This is a genomic window from Glutamicibacter halophytocola (assembly GCF_001302565.1).
GTDB classification, from domain to species: domain Bacteria; phylum Actinomycetota; class Actinomycetes; order Actinomycetales; family Micrococcaceae; genus Glutamicibacter; species Glutamicibacter halophytocola.
On the sequence record NZ_CP012750.1, the window covers coordinates 3,835,096 to 3,854,152 of the forward strand.

Below are 19,057 nucleotides of genomic sequence, written 5' to 3' on the forward strand. Positions count from 1 at the left end.
CCCAACGTGAGCCAGGAGGCCACTACATGCAACACCACCGCTGGTTGCGAACTCCCGATTCGAAGCAGCCGCGCCTTTCCTTCGGCGCCGATTACAACCCCGAGCAGTGGCCCCGCGAGGTCTGGGAAGAAGATGTCGAGCTCATGCGCCAGGCAGGGGTGGACGTGGTCAGCGTCGCGATCTTCTCCTGGGCCAAGCTGCAGCCCACCGAGGACAGCTGGGACTTCGCCTGGCTCGACGAGGTGCTGGAGCTGCTGCACGCCAACGGGATCGGCGTGGATCTGGCCACCGCCACCGCCTCGCCGCCGGCCTGGCTGAGCATCAAGCACCCCGAAATTCTGCCGGTGACCAGCGAAGGGCACACCCTGTGGCAGGGCGGCCGCCAGCACTGGCGCCCAACCAGCCCGGTGTTCCGCGGGTACGCGCTCGCGCTGGTGGAAAAGCTGGCCGAACGCTACAAGGACCACCCGGCGATTGTGGCCTGGCATGTGAACAACGAGCTGGGCTGCCACAACGCCTACGACTACTCCGATGACGCCGCGGCGGCCTTCCGGCTCTGGCTGGGCGAACGCTATGGCAGCATCGAGGCGCTGAACCACGCCTGGGGCACCGCCTTCTGGGCCCAGCAGTACGGCAGCTTCGAGCACATCCTGCCGCCGCGGCAGGCCGCCGCCTTCCCGAACCCCACCCAGCAGCTGGACTTCGCCCGCTTCAGCTCCGACGCGTTAAAGGGGTACCTGGTTGCCGAGCGCCAGGTGCTGCGCCGCATCACCCCCGACATCCCGGTCACCACCAACTTCATGATCATGGGCGATACCGGATTCGCCGACTACGCCGACTGGGCTCAGGAAGTGGACTTCGTCTCCAACGACCACTACCGCCAGCCGGTGGGCCGCTCGCGGGACGAGCTGGGCTTCTCGGCGGCGCTGACCTCCGGGGTGGCGCATGGGGAACCCTGGTTCCTGATGGAGCATTCCACCAGCGCGGTGAACTGGCAGCCGGTCAACCGGCCCAAAGCCCCGGGAGAGCTGGCCCGCGACTCGCTGACCCATGTGGCCCATGGCGCCGACGCGGTCTGCTACTTCCAGTGGCGCCAGTCCTCCGCGGGAGCGGAGAAGTTCCACTCGGCCATGGTGCCGCACGCCGGCGCTGACTCGCGGATCTTCCGCGACGTGGTGGCCCTGGGCCAGCGCCTGGGCCAGCTCGGCCCGGTCCTGGGCAGCGGCCGTGCACCCTCCCGCGTGGCGATCCTGTTCGATTGGCAGTCCTGGTGGGGCAGCGAATTGGACTCGCACCCCAGCGACCGGCTGCGCTACCGCGACGAGGCCTTCGCCTGGTGGTGCGCGCTGATCGACGCCGGCGTGCGTGCCGATGTGGTGCCAGCCAGCCACGACTTCTCCGGATACGACATGGTGATTGCGCCGGTGCTGTATTCGGTGCCGCGGCCCCTGGCCGGGCGCCTGGAGGACTACGCCCAGTCCGGCGGGCACCTGGTCACCACCTACTTCTCCGGCATCGTCGATGAAAATGACCATGCCCGGCTGGGCGGCTACCCCGGCGCCCTGCGCGAGGTGCTGGGCATCCGGGTCGAGGAGTTCCGCCCCTTGCACCACGGCGAATCGGTATCCCTTGGCGCAGTGCCGGGCCAGGGCGAGCTGTGGACCGAGATCGTGGATGTCATCGCGCAAGAGGTCGCGGTGCTCGCCACCTTTGAGCAGGACGAGGAGCTCGGCGGGTTGCCAGCGGTCACCCGCCGCGCCCTGGAGTCCGGCAGCGCCAGCTACGTGGCGACCCGGCTGAATGCCGAGTCCCGCGCGGCGGTCCTGGACAAGCTGCTGGAGGCCGCAGGCATCGAGTCCGAACTGCCCGAACAGCTGCGCGGCCAGGTTGAGTTCGCCTTGCGCCGCGGCGAGGAGGCTGACTATGCCTTCCTGATCAACCGGACCAACACCGAGCTGAGCCTGGAAGGCTTCGAGGGCCAGGTCATCGGCGGGGAGGATGCACCGGGCGGCCGGGGCACGCTGGCCGGGCGGGCGGTGGCCGTGCTTGAGGTGGCCCGCGATCGCTCCCGCGAGCTGGAAGCCGAAAGCGCCGGCGTGCGCTAGCGCCAGGGCTGAAAAGGCAACATGGGGTGCCCCGCCATTGGCGGGGCACCCCGAGTTGTCTTGCCGCGGCCGATAGGCTGGCGAAAGCGCCGCCACAGGCAGCGCGATCCGGGCAATCTGCAAAGAATCAGGAACAGCGAATATGACCACGACCATCGTCACCGCCGTCTTCACGCCCCGCGAGGGCGCCAAGGATGAGCTGATCGCCGCGCTGCGCGAAGCCATCCCGGCCGTTCATGAAGAACAAGGCTGCGAGCTCTACGCGATCCACGATGCCGAAGACGGCACCATCACGATGCTGGAGAAGTGGACCACCCGTGCCGACCTGGACGCCCACGGCGCCGGGCCTGCCGTAGAACGCCTCGGTTCGCTCATCGAGCCGTTCCTTGCCGCCCCGGTGCAGGTCACCAAGATGACCCCGCTGCCTGCCGGGATGTCGCAGGGCGCACTGTAGCCGCGCCCTGCTGAGCCCGGGCCTGTTCTCAGGCCCGGGACCCCGAGGCCTTCCATGCGCTGGCGACCATCTGCTCTAGGCTGTGGCGCATGGCCCAGTCCAGGTCGCGGGCGGCCAGTTTCCCGTCGGCCACGATCCGGGCCGGGTCCCCGGCACGGCGCGGTTCCTCGATCGGGGTGAATGGGATGCCGGTGACGCGCGCAACGGCATCCATGATCTGGCGCACCGAAACCCCATCCCCGGAGCCCAGGTTGTAGACCGGTTCCAGTTCCTGTCCGGCTTCCAGCTTCCGGGCCGCTGCCACGTGGGCAAGGGCCAGGTCGGCGACGTGCACGTAATCGCGCACGCAGGTGCCGTCAGGGGTGTCGTAGTCGGTGCCAAAGATCTTTGGCGTTCGCGAGCCGTTCAGCGCGGCGAACACCAGCGGGAAGAGATTGTGCGGGCTTGCATCGTAGAGATCCTCGCTGCCCGAACCGACCACATTGAAGTAGCGCAATGACGTGTGCTTCAGGCCCCTGGCTACCGCCTGGTCGCGAATCAGCCATTCGCCGATGAGCTTGCTCTGCCCGTAGGGAGATTCCGGAAACGTTCCCGTGTCCTCGGTGACAATGGCTGCTGCTGGCGTGCCATACACCGCTGCCGAGGAGGAGAACACCATATTCTGCACGCCTGACTGCTCCATGGCCTGGAGCAAGTGAGCGGTGCCGGTGACGTTCTGCTCAAAGGCCAACAGAGGATTTTTCACCGATTCACCAGCATATTTGTAACCCGCCAGGTGGATTACCCCGGTGATCTCATGCCGGTCCATGATTTCGGCGAGCTTGTCGGCATCCAAGACGCTGGCCGAATAAAACGGCAGTTCCTCCGGGACAAATCGACGTACGCCACTGGACATGGAGTCAACGATGACCGGGTCCATTCCAGCTTCGGAAAGTGAACGGGCCACGTGCGACCCGATATATCCGGCTCCTCCGGTTACCAGCCAGCTCATGCCCTGCCCGCCCCTTCATCAGCTATGACGGTGAAAATATTCGGGGTTTCAAATCCGGCCTTCGCAAATGCGTCATTAACCGCTTGGCTGACCGATGCAATGTGGTCGCGCTTGATCAGCGCGATGGAGCTGCCTCCAAAACCGCCACCGGTCATTCGTGCGCCAATTGCGCCAGCCTTCAAGGATGCTTCGACCGCTGCATCCAGTTCTTCACAGGAAATCTCGTAGTCATCACGCATGGATACATGGGATTGGTACAAGAGCTTGCCTACCGCTTCCAGATCGCCTGCTTCGAGGGCAGCCACGGTTTCCAAAACCCGCTGGTTCTCGGTGACAATGTGCTTTGCGCGGCGTCGAGCCAAGGGGTCCTCGACATCCTCGAGCTCAAGAACGCTGCCGACCTCGCGCAACGAGGAAACCTGCAGAGCCGCGGCGGCTTCTTCGCAGCTGCGCCGGCGGGCCGCATACCCGCCATCAACATGAGAATGCTCCACCCGAGTATCAATCACCAACACCACAGCATCATTCTGCGCCAACGGCAACGGCACAGCCTTAGCTTCCATGGAACGGCAATCCAGGAACAACGCATGATCAGCATGGGACATCAGCGAAGCGCTCTGATCCATGATCCCCGTCGGAGCACCCACAAACTCATTCTCAGCCCGCTGAGTCAACTGCGCCATCTGGGTGAGCGACAACCCCAGCTCATAAAGGTCGTTGAGCGCAACAATCGTTCCGACTTCCAGCGCATGGGAAGAAGACAAGCCCGAACCCACCGGAACATCAGAATCCACCAGCAACTCAAAACCGGCCAGCTCGACATCCTCCAGCTGGTTCAACGCCCACACCACCGCCGCAGGATAAGCAGCCCAGCCGGAAATGGAAGTTGGCGCGAGGCCATCGACTGGAACGCTGGTGACTTCGGGAGACGTGTTTTGGCCATACGTTGATGCAAAACTCAGGATGTTCGGCTCCGGCTCCAGCTGGGATTTGCGCCGGATGGCCACCAGGGCATTCTTGTCGATGGCAAAGGGCAGGACGTAGCCCATGTTGTAGTCGGTGTGCTCGCCGATCAGGTTCACGCGTCCCGGCGCACGCCAGATTCCCTCGGGGTGATGACCATAAAGCTTGAAAAACTTCTGCCGCAAGTTGGCAATTCGTTGTGCCGTTTCCGGGCTGTCGCTGTTGTTCATAGGTTTACCTCGCGCAGTCTTGCTGCTGTCTGTTCCGGCGTAATGTCATTGATGAAGGCGCCCATGGCTGCCTCGGATCCAGCCAAGAATTTCAACTTGTCTTCGGCTCGCCGCGGGCTGGTCAGCTGAAGGTGCAGTCGAGTGGCGGCCCGGTCTGCTGCATTCAGCGGTGCTTGGTGCCAGGCTGCGATGTATGGGGTTGGCGTGTCATAGAGCGCGTCAAAACGGCGCAGCAGATCCCGATACATGATCGCCAATTCGTCTTTTTCCTCTTCGGTCAAGGCCGCAAAATCCGGCACATGCCGGTGCGGGACGAGGTGGGCTTCCAACGGCCAGCGTGCTGCATAGGGAACAAAAACGGTGAAATGCTCACCACGAGCGACAATGCGATCTGCGTCGTTGATCTCTGATTCCAGGATCTGCCCCAGCAAGGTCTTGTGCGTATTCTCGTAGTATTCGCGGGCCTGCGCAGCAATTTTCTTGGCTGTCGGCGTCACGTACGGATAGGCGTAAATCTGGCCGTGCGGGTGATGCAGGGTGACACCTATATCCTGGCCGCGATTCTCAAAAATGAATACTTGTTCAATGCCGTCCAGGGCCGAGAGCTCGCGGGTTCGCTGCGCCCACGCTTCCACAACTGTACGGGCACGGGTATCGCTCAAGGAGCCAAAGGAGCCTGCGTGATCAGGAGTGAAAACTACGACTTCGCAACGCCCTACGGCGCGGTGCGGTGCGTCTGGAAGCTGGGCATCCGTTGATGGCATTGGCAGCTGGCCAAGGGCTGGTCCGAGGGATGGGAAGCGGTTTTCAAAGACCACCACGTTGAAATCCTCGGTGGGGATCTCGCTGTGCCGTCCATCAACGCTCGGGCACAGCGGGCACTGGTCCTTGGGCGGAAGGTAGGTGCGCGTCTGGCGGTGCGCTGCCACCGCCACCCAGTCGCCGGTCAGCCGGTCATAGCGCAGTTCACCTGGCTCGCCTCGAGGATCCAGTTCGCGTTCATCAGTGATTTGCTTGGGAAGCGCGTGGCCCGTGTCCGCGAAGAACACGGCTTCCCGGCCATCGGCCAAACGATGGCTGGCCCACTGTCCGGCGTGAATTGTGGACGCTAGGTTCTCGGCTGCCATCAGGCTTTCTCCAGTCTCAGGTCTTGAATGTGTTCGGCAATGGCTTCGACGTCCGCTGGCAACAGGGCGTCATCGGTAATGAGGGTGTCAATGGCGTCAAGTTCAGCAATTCGATACAGGCCCTTGGTGCCCCACTTGCTATGGTCGGCCAGCAAGACGCGGCTGTTGCTGCGTTCCAGGAAGAGGCGGTTTACTTCGACTTCCATCATGTTTGGCGTGCTCAGGCCATCTTCGATGCTGAATCCGTGGACACCCATGAAGCATCGGTCCACGTGCAGGGAGGAAATCGCTGCCGTCGCCAAGGGCCCCACCAGGGCATCTGACACGGTGCGCAGGCCACCGGTTAAGAGAACGGTTTGGCCTTCTGCAGGAGCGTCTTGGAGCAGGTCGGCGATGCGTGGCGAGTTGGTCACGACAGTGATGCGCGGGATCTGGCGCAAGGCTCGTGCCAGCGCAAAAGTGGTGGTTCCCGAGGTTAGGGAGACCGACATTCCTGGTTCAACCAGCTTGGCAGCCGCCGTTGCAATGGCTGCCTTTTCAGGCAGCTGAAGAGCAGATTTGCTGTGGAACCCCGGCTCATCCGCCGAAGATCCGGGCTGCAACTCGGCGCCACCGTGAACTTTGTGCAGCTCTCCGTCTTTGACCAACTGGTTGAGGTCACGTCGCACCGTCATGTCTGATACGCCAAATTCGGCGGCAAGGTCCGCAACCTTGGCCGCTCCGGCAGCGCGCACGCGCTCAAGAATCAGTTGTCGGCGACGGCCGGGCAGGTTCTCACTCACAGGGTCTCCATATCTTCCTCGCCACAGCGCGACACTGTTGGTTCGTCTTCACAATATAAACACAAGTCTGTTTATTTCAACACCCTTGTTGTTTGATTATGTTCATTCTATTATGATCTAACGCACACCAACTGACAACGTTGCCCTACGCTACTCAAAGAGGAACGCACCATGACTCATCATGCGGAACAACTAAACATTGACGCACAGCGCCTTGTTCATTTGAACAGTGGCAACGTGTCAGTGCTGATCGATCTTGGCTGGCAACAACTGCCATCCATCGTTCATTGGGGCGCCAGCCTCGGAGAGCTGAATTCCCATCAGGCTCGCAGCCTCGCTGACGCCAACATCAACCACCTCACCTCGAACAACCAGGACCTGGCGGTGCGCGCAGACATCCTCGGCTCCCAGCACGCCGGCTGGGCAGGACGCCCCGGGCTCAGTGGCACCCGGGCAGGCCATGACTGGTCGCCACAGTTCACTGTTTCTTCGGCAACGCTCGAAACCGCAGATGCGCAAAAGGCCCGCCTGGCCGGAGAGCTGACCACCGCTGCTGCCGCCACGTTGAGCGTCAACGCCTCGGACACCGAGTCCGGACTTGAGCTGGACGTTGATATCGAACTCACCGAACAGGGAGTCCTCAGGGCCCGTGGGACGTTGCGCAATACCGAAGCCAGCGCGTATCAGGTCCATGAGCTTGGGCTGCTGCTCCCACTGCCTACCAATGCCAGCGAAATCCTCGACTTCGCCGGCCACTGGGGCAAAGAACGCGTTCCACAACGTCGCGAACTCACCATCGGCACCCACCTGCGCGAAAACCGGAAGGGGCGCACCGGAGCCGACTCCAGCTATGTGCTGAACGTTGGAGAACCAGGGTTCAATTTTGCCAGCGGAGAGCTTTGGGGCCTGCACCTGGGATATTCAGGCAATCAGCGCGTGTGGGCCGAAAAACTCTACGATGGCAACCGCGCGCTTGGCGCCAGCGAATTGCTGATGCCCGGAGAAATCGAGCTCAACCAGGACGAGAGCCTGAGCACCCCGTGGATCTACGGTGTCTACGGCGACGGCTTGGATGATCAGGCCCACCGGCTGCACAGCTGGCTGCGCGCCCGCCCCGCGCACCCGCGTCGCGCCCGTCCAGTCACACTCAATGTCTGGGAAGCGGTGTACTTCGACCACGACGAAACCAAGCTCAAGCTGCTGGCTGATCGCGCTGCGGAACTTGGCGTAGAACGCTATGTACTTGATGACGGCTGGTTCGGCTCACGCCGGGATGACACCTCAGGCCTCGGCGACTGGACCGTGTCACCCGAGGTATGGCCGCAGGGCCTGAACACCTTGATTGAGCACGTCACCTCCTTGGGCATGGAGTTCGGCCTGTGGTTTGAACCAGAAATGGTCAACGTGGATTCCGAGGTTGCCCGCAGCCATCCCGAATGGATCATGGCGCCCAGCGGCCGGCTTCCGCATGAAAGCCGAAACCAGCAAGTGCTGAACCTGGCCATTGAAGAAGCCTACGCGCACGTGCGCGACCAGATGGTTGCCGTACTTGAGGCCCACGACATTGCCTACATCAAGTGGGACCACAACCGCGATTTGCTTGAAGCCGGCAATCAGCTCACTGGCAAGGCATCTGTGCATGCCCAGACCCAGGCCGCGTACCGGCTGATGGCCGAGCTCAAGGAACGCTTCCCCGAGCTGGAAATCGAATCCTGCTCCTCAGGCGGCGCCCGCGTGGATCTCGGAGTCCTGGAATACACGGACCGCGTCTGGGCATCTGACGACATTGATCCATTCGAGCGCCAGCAGATCCACCGTTGGACCCAGCAGCTGATCCCCGCAGAACTCATGGGGTCGCATGTTGCCTCGGGCGCATCGCACACCACCCACCGCAATCACAGCTTGCACTACCGTGCCGGCACCGCATTCTGGGGACATATGGGCATCGAGTGGGACCTGACAGAAGCTGATCTGGAGGACATGCAGGAACTGCGAGCCTGGATTGAATTCCACAAGCAGCATCGCGAGCTGCTGCACACCGGGCGCCTCGTGCGCGTTGACCAGTTCGATTCCTCTTTGGACATCCACGGAGTCGTCAGCCAAGACCGCACCGAAGCGCTCTTTGCCGTCGTGAGCCTGGCCCTGGCGGACACGGATCCCATCGGGAAGTTCAGATTTGCCGGGCTGGATAACTCCTTGAACTACGAAATCGTCGACGTCACACCCGGATTCCCGGCGAGCGCCGAGTACCAGAAGCGCCACCCGCAGTCCGCTCACCGCGAATTGAACATGCGTTTGCCAGGCTGGTGGCCAGTGGAGGAACCAGCCACGCTCAATGGAGCAGGGCTGCAAAAAGCCGGAGTCTTCAGCCCCTGGCTCAACCCAGAATCACTGCGCATCCTGCACCTGCGCGCCATCAGCAATGAAGGATCCAAATGAGTTCCACCGCCCCCTACCGTTCATTGGGCGCCGCAAAGCGCAGCCGCCGTTCGCGCCAGGACTTGCGCCTGGCCCTGATCTTCCTGACTCCAGCAGCCATTGGCTTTCTCGTGTTTCTGGTCTGGCCAACCCTGCGGGGAATCTGGCTCAGCTTCACCTCCTACAACTTGCTGACCCCCGCCGAATTTGTCGGTTTCTCCAACTACACGCGCATGTTCGGCGACCCCGTATTTTGGCAATCCATGCGGGTCACCGTCGAATATGTGGTGATCAATATTGGCTTGCAGACAGCGGTCGCACTGGTCATTGCGCTGCTCATGCACCGATTAACGCAGTCCACAATTCTGCGCGGCATCGTGCTCATGCCCTACCTGGTGTCCAACGTGGTCACGGCGATCGTCTTCTTGTGGGTATTGGATGTCCAGTTTGGTGTAGCCAACCAGATTCTCGAGTGGATTGGCGTGGACAAGATTGGCTTCCTCTCCGATGAAACCTGGGCGATTCCAACCATCGCGTTGATCAACGTATGGCGCCACGTCGGCTACACGGCGCTGTTGATCTTTGCCGGTCTGCAGATGCTGCCCAACGATGTTTTTGAAGCAGCCAAGCTAGACGGAGCCGGCGAATTCCGGTCCTTCTTCTCGATAACAGTGCCGCTGCTTCGCCCCATCCTTGCACTGGTGCTCATCATGACGGTCATCGGCTCCTTCCAGGTATTCGACACAGTCGCGGTGACCACCGGGGGCGGTCCGGCCAACGCCACCAACGTCCTGCAGCTCTACATCTATGACGTTGCCTTCGGACGTTTCCAGTTTGGATATGCCTCGGCCATGTCTGTAGCCCTGCTTCTCGTGCTTGGCATCATCACCTTCATCCAATTCCGCTTGACCCGCGCCGGGTCTAGCGACATGAACTAACGGCGGTTCACCATGACAACGACAACAGCTCGACGCGCAGCGATGGATGTGGCACCAAAGCCTACAAAAAATCGCCGGAAGGTCTCACCGGGACGAATTGTGGCCTGGGCGGTCATGATCCTGGTCATTATCGTCACCCTGTTCCCCTTCTATTGGATGCTGCGCACCGCACTGTCCACCAATCCCGGGCTGCAGGCCAATCCGGCTTCCTGGTTGCCGCCAGAATTCACCCTGGGCGCCTTTGAACGGGTATTGGGCCTGCAGGACACGGAGCAGGCAATTGCTGAAGGCGGGTCGGGCACGCAGCTGAATTTCTGGCGGTACCTGTTGAACTCGGTATTTGTTTCAACACTTATCACCGTGTGCCAGTTGGCGTTCTCCGCGATGGCAGCCTTCGCTTTTTCCCGCTTGACCTGGCCTGGACGAGACAAGGTTTTTGCCATTTTCATCGGCGGCCTGATGGTTCCCTCGATTTTCACCCTGCTGCCAAACTTTGTCTTGATCAAGCAACTAGGCCTGATCGACAACCTTGTGGGCATTGCGCTGCCCACCATGTTCATGACCCCTTTTGCGGTATTTTTCTTCCGGCAGTTCTTCCTGAATGTGCCCAAGGAAATCGAAGAGGCTGCTTTGCTTGATGGAGTCTCCAAGGTGGGGATCTTCTTCCGCGTGGTTCTTCCGATGTCCAGTTCGCCAATTGCCACCCTGGGAATCCTGACTTACATCACTTCGTGGAATGACTACTTCTGGCCCTTGATGGTCTCGTACACGGATTCGTCGCGGGTGCTCACCGTCGCCTTGGGCGTCTTCCGTTCTCAGTCTCCGCAATCGGGAACTGACTGGGCCGGGCTTATGGCTGCAACGCTCATCGCGGCACTGCCAATGATTGTTCTCTTCGGCGTCTTCGCCAAGCGCATCGTTAACTCCATCGGCTTCAGCGGCATCAAATAGGAGATTGTCATGAAACCCACTCAACTTCGTTCCTCCACCCGCGGACGCCGTATGGCTGCGGTGCTCGCCACCGCTGCGTTGGCTCTGACAGGATGCGCAGCTGACGTCGAGAATTCTTCGTCCTCCAACACCATCGACTACTGGCTGTGGGACACCAGCCAGCTGCCGGCGTACCAAAAATGCGCCACCCAGTTTGAAAAGGAGAATCCCGAGCTGAAGGTCAAGATCACCCAGTACGGCTGGGATGACTACTGGAGCAAGCTCACCGCGAGCTTCATTGCCGGCACAGGACCCGACGCCTTTACCAACCACGTGTCGAAGTATCCGCAATTCGTTTCGCTGGATGTTCTGGCTCCCCTCGATGGTTTCAAGGACATCCAAGGGGTGGACCAAGGCGCCTTCCAGGACGGGCTCAAGGACCTGTGGACCGGGCAAGACGGCAAGCAGTACGGCATGCCCAAGGATTGGGACACCATCGCCGTGTACTACAACGAGAAGATCTTCGCCGAAGCCGGTGTTAAGGCTGAAGATGTCTCTAATTCCCAATGGAGCCCGTCCGACGGCGGCAGTTTTGAGAAGCTCGTTGCACACTTGAGCATTGACGCGAATGGAGTGCGCGGCGACGAGCCAGGCTTCGACAAGAACAACGTCAAGGTGTACGGCCTCGGGCTGTCCAGCGCCGGCGGGGATAACGCTGGACAATCGCAGTGGGCCGGCTTCGCGGCTACCAATGGGTGGCAAGCAACAAACCAGCCGTTGTGGGGAACCCACTACAACTACGATGATCCAAAAATCCATGAGACCCTCGACTGGTATTTCGGCCTCTCAGACAAGGGGTTCATGCCACGCTACGGCCAGTTCAACTCTGCCGATGGCGTGATCGGACAGGTTACCTCTGGTTCGGTTGCCATGGTCACCGATGGGGCCTGGATGAACGCCTCGTATGCCTCGGGTGAAACGAAGATCGGCGCAGCCCGTTTGCCCAAGGGCCCGGATGGGACGAGCAAGTCCGCCATCAACGGCCTCGCCGACTCAGTGGTGAAAAGCAGCGACAATCCTGAAGCCGCGTCTCGTTGGGTGGCCTATATGGCCGGTGAGAAATGCCAAACCATCGTTGCCAAGGCGGGCGTTGTTTTCCCCTCGCGGCGGGATGCAACTGAGATAACTTCGAAGATCTATGCGGAACAGGGATTGGATCCAGAGGCATTTACCGGTCCTGTGAAAGAAGGCAATACGTTCTACTTGCCAGTGACCGATTATGGCGCCGATGTGACCGCCCTGATCATTCCGGCGATGGAGGATCTATGGGCCAATCGCAAGCCGGCGTCCACGTTGGACAAGACCAATGACGCCATAAACAACGTGTTCATCAACTGATCCACGGTTCACAAAAAGATGCAGCCGACAGATGATTCTGTCGGCTGCATCCCAAGTTATCAGTGCTCTAGGCCAGGCTGATTCAGTTTTGGCAGGGGCATCTGGATTTGCCCGGTTTGAATCTTCTCGAATTCATCCGGCGAGACGACAGGAATTTCGTAGCCTTCCTTGTCGATCAGCTTGCCGTTTTCAAAATGATCTCCTTCGATCAAGCCACAGATTTCGTCCCGCTTGACCATCCGCGGCGGTGCCGCTGAGAACACCGAAGCATTCTTGGTATTTCCGAAAGTGAATTCGTTGAACAGCAAGTTCAGGAGTACCGCCATGATGGCCGCTGAAGAAATTCCGGAATGGAAGATGGTCTCAAACCAAGTCGGGAATCCTGCGTAGAAGTCAGTTTTCACGATTGGAATGCAGCCGAAGGCAATCGAGGCCGCGACAATCACCAGGTTCATGCCGTCGTACTTCACCTTGGACAAAGTTCGGATTCCCGAGGCCGCTACCGTGCCGAAGAGCACGATGCCTGCGCCGCCAAGCACCGGAGTCGGGATGGCCGCGACCACGCGTCCGAGGACCGGCAACAGTCCGAGCACCACCAGGATGCCGCCACCGGCTGCCACCACGAAACGACTGGTGATGCCGGTGATGGCCACCAGTCCGACATTCTGGGCGAAGGCCGACTGGGTGAAGGTATTGAAGATCGGTGCCACAGCGGAGGAAGCCATATCGGCGCGAAGGCCGTTGGCGATGCGCTTGGAATCAATCTTTGACCCGGCAATCTCGCCCACCGCGAGGATATCCGCGGTCGTTTCCGTCAAAATCACCAGCACCACGATGGTCATGGAAATGATGCCGCCGATTTCAAACACCGGCATGCCGAAGGCCAGCGGCTGCGGGAAGGCGAAAATCGCGCCGTTCCCGACCTGGGAGAAATCCGCCATGCCCAGCAACGCTGCAGCTACCGTGCCCAGCACGATGGCCAGCAAGATCGACATCCGGGAGATCGCGGCATTGCCGACCTTGGACAGCAGCAGGACTACCAGGAGCGTTCCAGCGGCCAGCCCGATGTTTGACAACGAACCGTAGTCATCGGCCTTGGCGTCCCCGCCCATGGCCCAGTTGGCGGCCACCGGGGTCAGCGAGATGCCGATCATCGTGATGACCACGCCGGTGACTACCGGCGGGAAGAAACGGATAATTCGTGCGAAGAACGGGGCGATGAGGAAGCCGATCAGCGCTGCGACCAGCACGGCGCCGAAGACCGCCTGGATACCCCCGCCACCATTGACGATGGCCACCATCGTGGCCACGGAAGCGAAGGACGTGCCCTGAACCAGTGGCAGTTGCGCTCCGAAGAACGGGATGCCGACGGTTTGCAGAATAGTGGCCAGTCCGCCAACGAAGAGGCAGCACGCTACCAAGAGACCGATCTCTGCCGGTGAGACGCCAGCTGCGTTGCCAATGATCAGTGGTGGGGCGATGATGCCGCCGTACATGGTCAAAACATGCTGCAAGCCATAGGCAAAACTCTTCCCGACGGAAAGTTTTGCGTCCTCAGGCCGGATGGCTTTGGTAGATTCATCAGGTGTAGCGCTCAAGGCTGACCTCCTACGTCAGTCGCTGCCAAGGGTGTGCCGGTGTGTCCGCACCGGCACACCCTCAACGCTGTCAGGTTAGATAAATGCCGGGATATTGGCCCAGATTGGGTGATTCGCCTCGGTGCCTTCACGGGTGATGGTCGCTTCGATCAAACCGTAGGGACGATCGGCAGCGAAGAAGACCTCGTTGGGGTTGTCCTGGCCGAAGGCTTCCAGATCCACGAGGAAGTGGTGCTTGTTCGGCAGGGACATCTTGATCTCAGCGATTTCCGGATGGGCTTCAAGCACTGCCTGGCCCATCTGGAACATGGTCTGCTGCAGTGCGTAGGAGTGAGTCTGCGCGAAGTGGGTCAGCAGCAGGTTGCGCACCGAGGCATATACTCCGTCGAAGTCGATGCCTTCGGTGACAGCCTCCTCGGTGTAGCGCCAGCGTGCGGTCACGTCGGTGGCAAGGATGCGGTCGGTGGTTTCCTTCAGGGTGGTGTACTTGTCCCGTGGGAAGCCGTGGAATTCGCTGCCAGTGGACTTCAAGACCGTGAGGTCTTCAAGACCAGCAACGATCGACTTCTTGCCCTGCGCGTCGATTTCCAGCACTGCGGTGCGGACCTCGGACTTGTTCTGCGAGAAGGCGTGGTCGTGGTCGTTGATGCGGTCCCAGAAGAACTGCTGGGCTGCCCAGCGGCCTCCGGTGATCCAGTCGAATTCTCCGGTGAAGTGCTCGCCGAGCTGCACCAGGAACTCCTCGATGGCTCCAACGCCGTTGCGGGCCAGCCCGTAGACGGTGTTCTTCTGGGTGTCGGTGGCGACGACACGGCCGTTGTCGCCGTCCTGATGCGCGGCGGTGAAGTCGCCGTGCAACTGGCTGGTGACGTTCAGGTCCTGGATCTGATGGCGCGCGGTGTCCCGGGTGATCTTGACCAGGCGAACTTCCGCCTTGCCGTACTGGTTGGATCCGAGCACGATCTTGGTCTGAGCTGGGGCGGTGATTTCGGTAGTCATTGTTCTAACTCCCTCGGTATGTGGAATAGGCAAACGGGCTGATAAGAAGAGGTACGTGGTAATGCTCATCGACGTTGTTCACGAAAAAATCGATGCTTACCGCGGGGAAGAAGCTTTCCGTTCCCTGCTTCCCGAAGTAGTCCCCGGTTTCAAAGGAAATCCGGTAGCGGCCTTCTTCAACCTGTATCGGTCCAAGGTTCTTGATGCGTCCATCGGCATCGGTTGAACCTGTTCCGATTTCTTGCCAGCCGGATGCCGTCTTGGCTTCCAGCGTGGCCTTGACACCGGAGGCAGGCCTCCCGGTCCCGGTGTCGAGTATGTGGGTGGTGATGTGACTGCGTTCTGCGCTGCCATCTGCCATGGTCATCTCCTAATAGTCGGAGGGAATTATTTGGTAAGGAGGTCGTTGAGCCGAAGGACCGCGATTTCGCGCAGCTGCGTGGCGACTTCGGCAAGTTCGGTTGCTTCGTCGTTGTCCAGTCGGCGTTCGCATTCGGCCAGGATTTCTTCGGTGCTGCGACCCGCGGCACGGATGAGGAACACGCGGTCGAATCGCTGTTCGTAGTTCCGGTTTGCCACCTTCAAGCGCGCGGCGGCATCGTCGTCCAGGTTCAGCGAGGCCTGCTCACCACGAGAAAGATCTGCTTCTTTGCTTTTGCCCTCGGCACGTTCACCGATGCGGGGGTGCTGCGCCAAAGCGGCGTCCAGCTCCTGCGGATCAAAGGGGGCGATGCCGTTCAAGGCATAAGAAGTTAGCTCGTCCGGAGTTGCGAAGGGACGAGCCGAGATCAGTTCGTGGATCCAACGGTCTGCATCAACGCAGGGTCGAAGAAGGGCTTCGGCTTCAGCTGCGGAGAGTTCGTTGAATGCGTCGAGGTGCATCGGGTGATCAGCTCTTTTCATCGGTCGACATTCCACGGACCTTGGCTGAACACCCTTACCACCGAAAATATTGATTTCGGTTTCGACTCGATGCTGGTTTCGTGGAACCTTGTTGCTCAACTGTAATCCACTTCACAGCGGGTGCGTCAAGAGCAAAACCAAAAAATTTACACGCCCTTATTTTGTTTCGAGGCTTTCACGTAGCCCGGAAACTATTTGCTCAGACCCCTTGCCAACGGCACCTCGAAGCTCGCATACTAGTTTCACTAGATAAAATATAGATTTCACAATGCGGAAGTGTTGCAACACGAAGGAGGGAACGATGGCCACCATCAACCAGACAAAGATTACCTGCCCAACCGATGGGAATCGCCCGCTGGGCGGCACCGCGGCTTTGCGCACGGGACTGTTCCAATCCATCGACAATCTGGATCCCGATATTGTCCGGCAGCCGAAAATCACCAGCTCGGCACCGTCGCTGTGGAACAAGATTTTCGGGTCAGCCACCGACCGCTAGTGCCGGCAGCCCGGGTCACGCTTGCCTAGGAATGCGCCAGCAATTGCAGCAAGATGACCACCACGCCAACCGCGGCCAGCAGCAGCATGAGCACCGCAGTGCGCCATAAGCCCAGACGCATGCGACGCATCGCCAGGAATGCAAAAAAGGCCAGCGCCGCAACGAGCCACCATTGGCCCAGGTGCAACGCCAGCGGAACCTCAAGAACATTGAGCGCGCTGAGCCCAAGCAAAGCCAAAGGACCGAAAACGGCACCGGCTGCGCCCCACACCACCTTGAGCAGATGCTTCAGCTCCGCTCGCGTAACCAACGCGGCGTGAATAGTGGAGTGCGCAATGACATCTGCAACGAGGCTCGCCATCAGCACCGCTGCCACCGTAACCACCAGGCTCAGCGCGGCACCGCCAGCAGTGGGGGCGCTACCGTGGGAACCGGCAGCAATCATCACGGCGAGCGCGGTGAAGGTGACATACACGCGCTCCTTGAGCATCGCGGCCCGCTCATCCGCAGTCGCCGCCGAATCATTGAATTCCTTTTGCACTGCCGCCACCTCGCCATGGGCCATCAGGATTAGAAACCCAGTTTATCGCTCACTGTAACGCAAGAAATCAGGTGGTCATGCAACATCCGGTACACCGGCTGGGCATTGCGAGCGCGGATTCCTAGGATGGGAGCACGCACGTTAACACCGATGTTGATGGAATCCTGCAAGGAGAAATGATGCCCCAGTCCTCTCGCCCAGTTGAGCAAGGCCGCACAATCGTGATCACTGGCGCTGGCACGGGCATCGGCCGCGCCACGGCTCGCCTGCTCCTATCCCAGGGCTGGAATGTCGCTCTGGCGGGACGCACCAAGACCACCTTGGAAGAAACCGCGCAGTCCCATCCTTCGGCTTTGGTTCATCCCGCCGATGTCACCGATCCCGGCGCCGTCGATGAGCTGTTCTCGGCAGCACAACACCGTTTTGGAACTGTCGACGTGCTCTTTAATAACGCTGGCATCTTTGGCCCCTCGGTTTCCATAGACGAGTTGAGCCCTGAACAGTGGGATCAGGTGTGCCAGATCAATCTGACCGGAGCCATCAACGCCGCACGCAGCGCCTTTGCGCACTTCAAGGCCAACGGCGGTGGCCGCATCATCAACAACGGGTCGATTTCTGCACAGGTTCCACGGGTGAATTCGGTGGCCTACACGGTGACCAAGCACGGAATCGCGGGGCTAACGAAGGCCTTGGAACTTGATGGCCGCCCGCATCGGATCCGTGCCACTCAAGTGGATATCGGCAACACGGCCAGCGACTTGCTTGATGATTTCGGGGCGAATAACGGCGCCCTGCAGCCCAGCGGGCAACGGATTGTTGAACCGACATTCCCGTTGGAGCAGGCCGCCGAAGCCATCGCCTATATCGCCGGCGTGCCCCTGGGCACCTCAATCAACCAATTCACCATCACGGCCGGTGGCATGCCATACATTGGAAGAGGCTAGGAGGAAACCATGCATGTCGAGATTCCGGCAACCTGCGGCAACGCTCCACGCCATCGGATCATTACCGACGTCCTGGCTGCGGCTTATGGCAAAGACCTGCCCCTGCTTGAACAGTGGTTTTCAGAGGATATCCAGTGGAACATCGCGGGCAAAGGGTCCTTGGACGGCTTCGATGCGGTGCGGCAGTGGATACTCGAAGCACCGGCCACCGGGTCTGTGCAGTTTTTCAGCGTGCTGACCCACGGTTCGGAAGGAAGCGCCGACGGCCGGTCCTGCGACAGTAAACATTCAGTGGTCCACTTCAGCCATGTGCTGAAATTCGCGTCTGCCGGCAAAGCCGCAAAAATCAAGGAAATCCGCAGCTACTTCGTGCAGCAGCCGGCCATCGGGTTAGAGATCTAGAAGTACTCGGCCAGCAGCGCTTCAAGCTTGCCCAAGGCGGAATGCCAAGCCTTGGTGCTGGAATCAACTACTTCATAGGGCAGCGGTCCCTGGGTCAGGGTCAGCATGGTCTGTCCCGCAAACTCCTTGAATTCGATACGAGTCTCAATGACCAGGTCAAGAGTCATCTCATGCGGGCCATCGGCGCTGACCAGGCACTCGTATTCATCGAAGGAAGTCAGCACGGCCTTGAGTGGAACCTTGGCCTCCGGGTTTTCGATCTGAACCATTTCCAGTTCATGACGGCCGCCGACCTTTGCTTCAAAAACAACCGATTCCTCATTGACGGCCCACCCCTGTGGCCCCCACCATTGGGCAATGATTTCGGGTTCTACGAAGGCTGCCCACACGGCGGTTTTCGGGGCGGAAAACTGTCGTGCAATCACCAGTTCAGTCATCGATTCCATGAGTTAAATGGTATCGCGGCATTCTTGCCGCACCCTGCGAAGCTGTGCCCGGATCAACCCTGGGCGACGTGGCCTTGCTCATGGGGATGGCGCGCCTGGCTACTGCTGGCGGCGACGCGGTTCCAGCCGGCTGGCCGTGTACAGCGTCTGCTCATCAGGCTGGGTCCCCGCGGCCTCATGGGCCGCCTTGACCTTCATGGCCCGGTCCCACTTGATCCGCTCGCGAGGGCTGGCTTCCACGCGGCGTTCCGCAGGACCGAAAATGCTCAGTCCCAAATACTTCAGGCGCCAGAGAATGCGATAGCCAATGCTCAACCCGGTGGTATCGGTGATGATTGGCAGCGGAGATTCATCCATGCGAGTGGTCCTCTGCAGTATGCGTGGGTGTTGGT

At 60.3% G+C, this 19,057-nt stretch carries 20 protein-coding genes; 9 read left to right on the forward strand and 11 right to left on the reverse strand.

The features are described from left to right. Positions 1 to 26 precede the first annotated feature (26 nt). Both AOZ07_RS17590 and AOZ07_RS17595 read left to right on the forward strand, forming a co-directional pair. A complete protein-coding gene (locus AOZ07_RS17590; RefSeq protein ID WP_060703168.1) occupies positions 27 to 2,105 on the forward strand; it encodes a beta-galactosidase in 2,079 nt (692 codons plus the stop codon). 142 nt (positions 2,106 to 2,247) lie between these two features. Continuing rightward, positions 2,248 to 2,559: a putative quinol monooxygenase gene (locus tag AOZ07_RS17595; RefSeq protein ID WP_060703169.1), complete on the forward strand. Its 312-nt coding sequence runs from the start codon at positions 2,248 to 2,250 to the stop codon at positions 2,557 to 2,559. A 28-nt stretch (positions 2,560 to 2,587) separates the two neighbouring features. On the opposite strand, the gene galE is transcribed toward AOZ07_RS17595, so the two are convergent. From galE to AOZ07_RS17615, 4 genes are read right to left on the reverse strand one after another with little or no spacing between them, the layout of a single operon-like run. Further along, positions 2,588 to 3,550: a UDP-glucose 4-epimerase GalE gene (gene galE, locus AOZ07_RS17600; RefSeq protein WP_060703170.1), complete on the reverse strand. Its 963-nt coding sequence runs from the start codon at positions 3,548 to 3,550 to the stop codon at positions 2,588 to 2,590. Next, positions 3,547 to 4,743, reverse strand: coding sequence for a galactokinase (gene galK, locus AOZ07_RS17605; protein WP_060703171.1), 1,197 nt, complete (start codon positions 4,741 to 4,743; stop codon positions 3,547 to 3,549). The genes galE and galK overlap by 4 nt, the downstream gene beginning before the upstream one ends. Further along, on the reverse strand, positions 4,740 to 5,870 hold the full coding sequence (galT, locus tag AOZ07_RS17610) for a galactose-1-phosphate uridylyltransferase (RefSeq protein ID WP_060703172.1): 1,131 nt from the start codon (positions 5,868 to 5,870) through the stop codon (positions 4,740 to 4,742). Before galT ends, galK begins: the two co-directional genes overlap by 4 nt. After that, positions 5,870 to 6,652 carry a DeoR/GlpR family DNA-binding transcription regulator gene (locus AOZ07_RS17615; protein WP_060703173.1) on the reverse strand — a complete coding sequence of 261 codons (783 nt, stop codon included), beginning with the start codon at positions 6,650 to 6,652 and terminating at the stop codon, positions 5,870 to 5,872. Before AOZ07_RS17615 ends, galT begins: the two co-directional genes overlap by 1 nt. A 237-nt stretch (positions 6,653 to 6,889) precedes the next feature. Here AOZ07_RS17615 and AOZ07_RS17620 point away from each other — a divergent pair, with 237 nt between their 5' ends. Genes AOZ07_RS17620 through AOZ07_RS17635 form a run of 4 tightly spaced genes read left to right on the forward strand, consistent with a single transcriptional unit; the run spans position 6,890 to position 12,336 of the window. Beyond that, entirely contained in the window at positions 6,890 to 9,091 is a 2,202-nt protein-coding gene (locus tag AOZ07_RS17620; protein ID WP_236995221.1) for an alpha-galactosidase, read from the forward strand. Next, positions 9,088 to 10,008 (forward strand): carbohydrate ABC transporter permease, encoded by a 921-nt coding sequence (locus tag AOZ07_RS17625; protein WP_060703175.1) that lies wholly within the window; start codon positions 9,088 to 9,090, stop codon positions 10,006 to 10,008. The genes AOZ07_RS17620 and AOZ07_RS17625 overlap by 4 nt, the downstream gene beginning before the upstream one ends. A 12-nt stretch (positions 10,009 to 10,020) precedes the next feature. Further along, positions 10,021 to 10,959, forward strand: a complete 939-nt coding sequence (locus tag AOZ07_RS17630) for a carbohydrate ABC transporter permease (RefSeq protein ID WP_084793337.1) — start codon at positions 10,021 to 10,023, stop codon at positions 10,957 to 10,959. Positions 10,960 to 10,968: 9 nt separating this feature from the next. Beyond that, the gene (locus tag AOZ07_RS17635) at positions 10,969 to 12,336 is read left to right on the forward strand and encodes an ABC transporter substrate-binding protein (RefSeq protein WP_060703177.1); all 1,368 of its coding nucleotides are present in this window, start codon (positions 10,969 to 10,971) and stop codon (positions 12,334 to 12,336) included. 59 nt (positions 12,337 to 12,395) lie between these two features. Here AOZ07_RS17635 and AOZ07_RS17640 read toward each other — a convergent pair whose 3' ends face one another. The 4 genes from AOZ07_RS17640 to uraD form a co-directional block, all read right to left on the reverse strand. Beyond that, complete coding sequence (locus AOZ07_RS17640; protein ID WP_236995222.1) at positions 12,396 to 13,934, reverse strand: nucleobase:cation symporter-2 family protein; 1,539 nt, start codon at positions 13,932 to 13,934, stop codon at positions 12,396 to 12,398. Positions 13,935 to 14,009: 75 nt separating this feature from the next. Then, entirely contained in the window at positions 14,010 to 14,933 is a 924-nt protein-coding gene (gene pucL, locus AOZ07_RS17645) for a factor-independent urate hydroxylase (protein WP_060703178.1), read from the reverse strand. Between the two features lie 4 nt (positions 14,934 to 14,937). Then, positions 14,938 to 15,294, reverse strand: a complete 357-nt coding sequence (gene uraH, locus AOZ07_RS17650; RefSeq protein WP_060703179.1) for a hydroxyisourate hydrolase — start codon at positions 15,292 to 15,294, stop codon at positions 14,938 to 14,940. A gap of 26 nt (positions 15,295 to 15,320) precedes the next feature. Continuing rightward, positions 15,321 to 15,836: a 2-oxo-4-hydroxy-4-carboxy-5-ureidoimidazoline decarboxylase gene (gene uraD / locus AOZ07_RS17655; protein WP_335334226.1), complete on the reverse strand. Its 516-nt coding sequence runs from the start codon at positions 15,834 to 15,836 to the stop codon at positions 15,321 to 15,323. A 301-nt stretch (positions 15,837 to 16,137) separates the two neighbouring features. Here uraD and AOZ07_RS17660 point away from each other — a divergent pair, with 301 nt between their 5' ends. After that, entirely contained in the window at positions 16,138 to 16,332 is a 195-nt protein-coding gene (locus AOZ07_RS17660; RefSeq protein ID WP_060703181.1) for a hypothetical protein, read from the forward strand. Positions 16,333 to 16,357: 25 nt separating this feature from the next. On the opposite strand, the gene AOZ07_RS17665 is transcribed toward AOZ07_RS17660, so the two are convergent. After that, positions 16,358 to 16,873, reverse strand: a complete 516-nt coding sequence (locus tag AOZ07_RS17665) for a hypothetical protein (RefSeq protein ID WP_194943717.1) — start codon at positions 16,871 to 16,873, stop codon at positions 16,358 to 16,360. A 179-nt stretch (positions 16,874 to 17,052) separates the two neighbouring features. Here AOZ07_RS17665 and AOZ07_RS17670 point away from each other — a divergent pair, with 179 nt between their 5' ends. Together AOZ07_RS17670 and AOZ07_RS17675 are read left to right on the forward strand one after the other, a co-directional pair. Beyond that, complete coding sequence (locus AOZ07_RS17670) at positions 17,053 to 17,817, forward strand: SDR family oxidoreductase (protein ID WP_060703559.1); 765 nt, start codon at positions 17,053 to 17,055, stop codon at positions 17,815 to 17,817. A 9-nt stretch (positions 17,818 to 17,826) separates the two neighbouring features. Beyond that, positions 17,827 to 18,219, forward strand: coding sequence for a nuclear transport factor 2-like protein (locus AOZ07_RS17675; RefSeq protein ID WP_060703183.1), 393 nt, complete (start codon positions 17,827 to 17,829; stop codon positions 18,217 to 18,219). Here the strand turns inward: AOZ07_RS17675 and AOZ07_RS17680 are convergent. Continuing rightward, complete coding sequence (locus AOZ07_RS17680) at positions 18,216 to 18,665, reverse strand: SRPBCC family protein (protein ID WP_084793338.1); 450 nt, start codon at positions 18,663 to 18,665, stop codon at positions 18,216 to 18,218. The genes AOZ07_RS17675 and AOZ07_RS17680 overlap by 4 nt on opposite strands. A gap of 99 nt (positions 18,666 to 18,764) precedes the next feature. Next, complete coding sequence (locus tag AOZ07_RS17685; protein ID WP_060703185.1) at positions 18,765 to 19,022, reverse strand: hypothetical protein; 258 nt, start codon at positions 19,020 to 19,022, stop codon at positions 18,765 to 18,767. Positions 19,023 to 19,057 lie beyond the last annotated feature (35 nt).

What these genes read in the sequence shown, in the direction of transcription:
- AOZ07_RS17590 (WP_060703168.1), top strand. Translation starts at nt 27, where the DNA reads ATGCAACACCACCGCTGGTTGCGAACTCCCGATTCGAAGCAGCCGCGC.
- AOZ07_RS17595 (WP_060703169.1), top strand. Translation starts at nt 2,248, where the DNA reads ATGACCACGACCATCGTCACCGCCGTCTTCACGCCCCGCGAGGGCGCC.
- galE (WP_060703170.1), bottom strand. Translation starts at nt 3,550, where the DNA reads ATGAGCTGGCTGGTAACCGGAGGAGCCGGATATATCGGGTCGCACGTG.
- galK (WP_060703171.1), bottom strand. Translation starts at nt 4,743, where the DNA reads ATGAACAACAGCGACAGCCCGGAAACGGCACAACGAATTGCCAACTTG.
- galT (WP_060703172.1), bottom strand. Translation starts at nt 5,870, where the DNA reads ATGGCAGCCGAGAACCTAGCGTCCACAATTCACGCCGGACAGTGGGCC.
- AOZ07_RS17625 (WP_060703175.1), top strand. Translation starts at nt 9,088, where the DNA reads ATGAGTTCCACCGCCCCCTACCGTTCATTGGGCGCCGCAAAGCGCAGC.
- AOZ07_RS17630 (WP_084793337.1), top strand. Translation starts at nt 10,021, where the DNA reads ATGACAACGACAACAGCTCGACGCGCAGCGATGGATGTGGCACCAAAG.
- AOZ07_RS17635 (WP_060703177.1), top strand. Translation starts at nt 10,969, where the DNA reads ATGAAACCCACTCAACTTCGTTCCTCCACCCGCGGACGCCGTATGGCT.
- pucL (WP_060703178.1), bottom strand. Translation starts at nt 14,933, where the DNA reads ATGACTACCGAAATCACCGCCCCAGCTCAGACCAAGATCGTGCTCGGA.
- uraH (WP_060703179.1), bottom strand. Translation starts at nt 15,294, where the DNA reads ATGGCAGATGGCAGCGCAGAACGCAGTCACATCACCACCCACATACTC.
- uraD (WP_335334226.1), bottom strand. Translation starts at nt 15,836, where the DNA reads ATGAAAAGAGCTGATCACCCGATGCACCTCGACGCATTCAACGAACTC.
- AOZ07_RS17660 (WP_060703181.1), top strand. Translation starts at nt 16,138, where the DNA reads ATGGCCACCATCAACCAGACAAAGATTACCTGCCCAACCGATGGGAAT.
- AOZ07_RS17670 (WP_060703559.1), top strand. Translation starts at nt 17,053, where the DNA reads ATGCCCCAGTCCTCTCGCCCAGTTGAGCAAGGCCGCACAATCGTGATC.
- AOZ07_RS17675 (WP_060703183.1), top strand. Translation starts at nt 17,827, where the DNA reads ATGCATGTCGAGATTCCGGCAACCTGCGGCAACGCTCCACGCCATCGG.
- AOZ07_RS17680 (WP_084793338.1), bottom strand. Translation starts at nt 18,665, where the DNA reads ATGGAATCGATGACTGAACTGGTGATTGCACGACAGTTTTCCGCCCCG.
- AOZ07_RS17685 (WP_060703185.1), bottom strand. Translation starts at nt 19,022, where the DNA reads ATGGATGAATCTCCGCTGCCAATCATCACCGATACCACCGGGTTGAGC.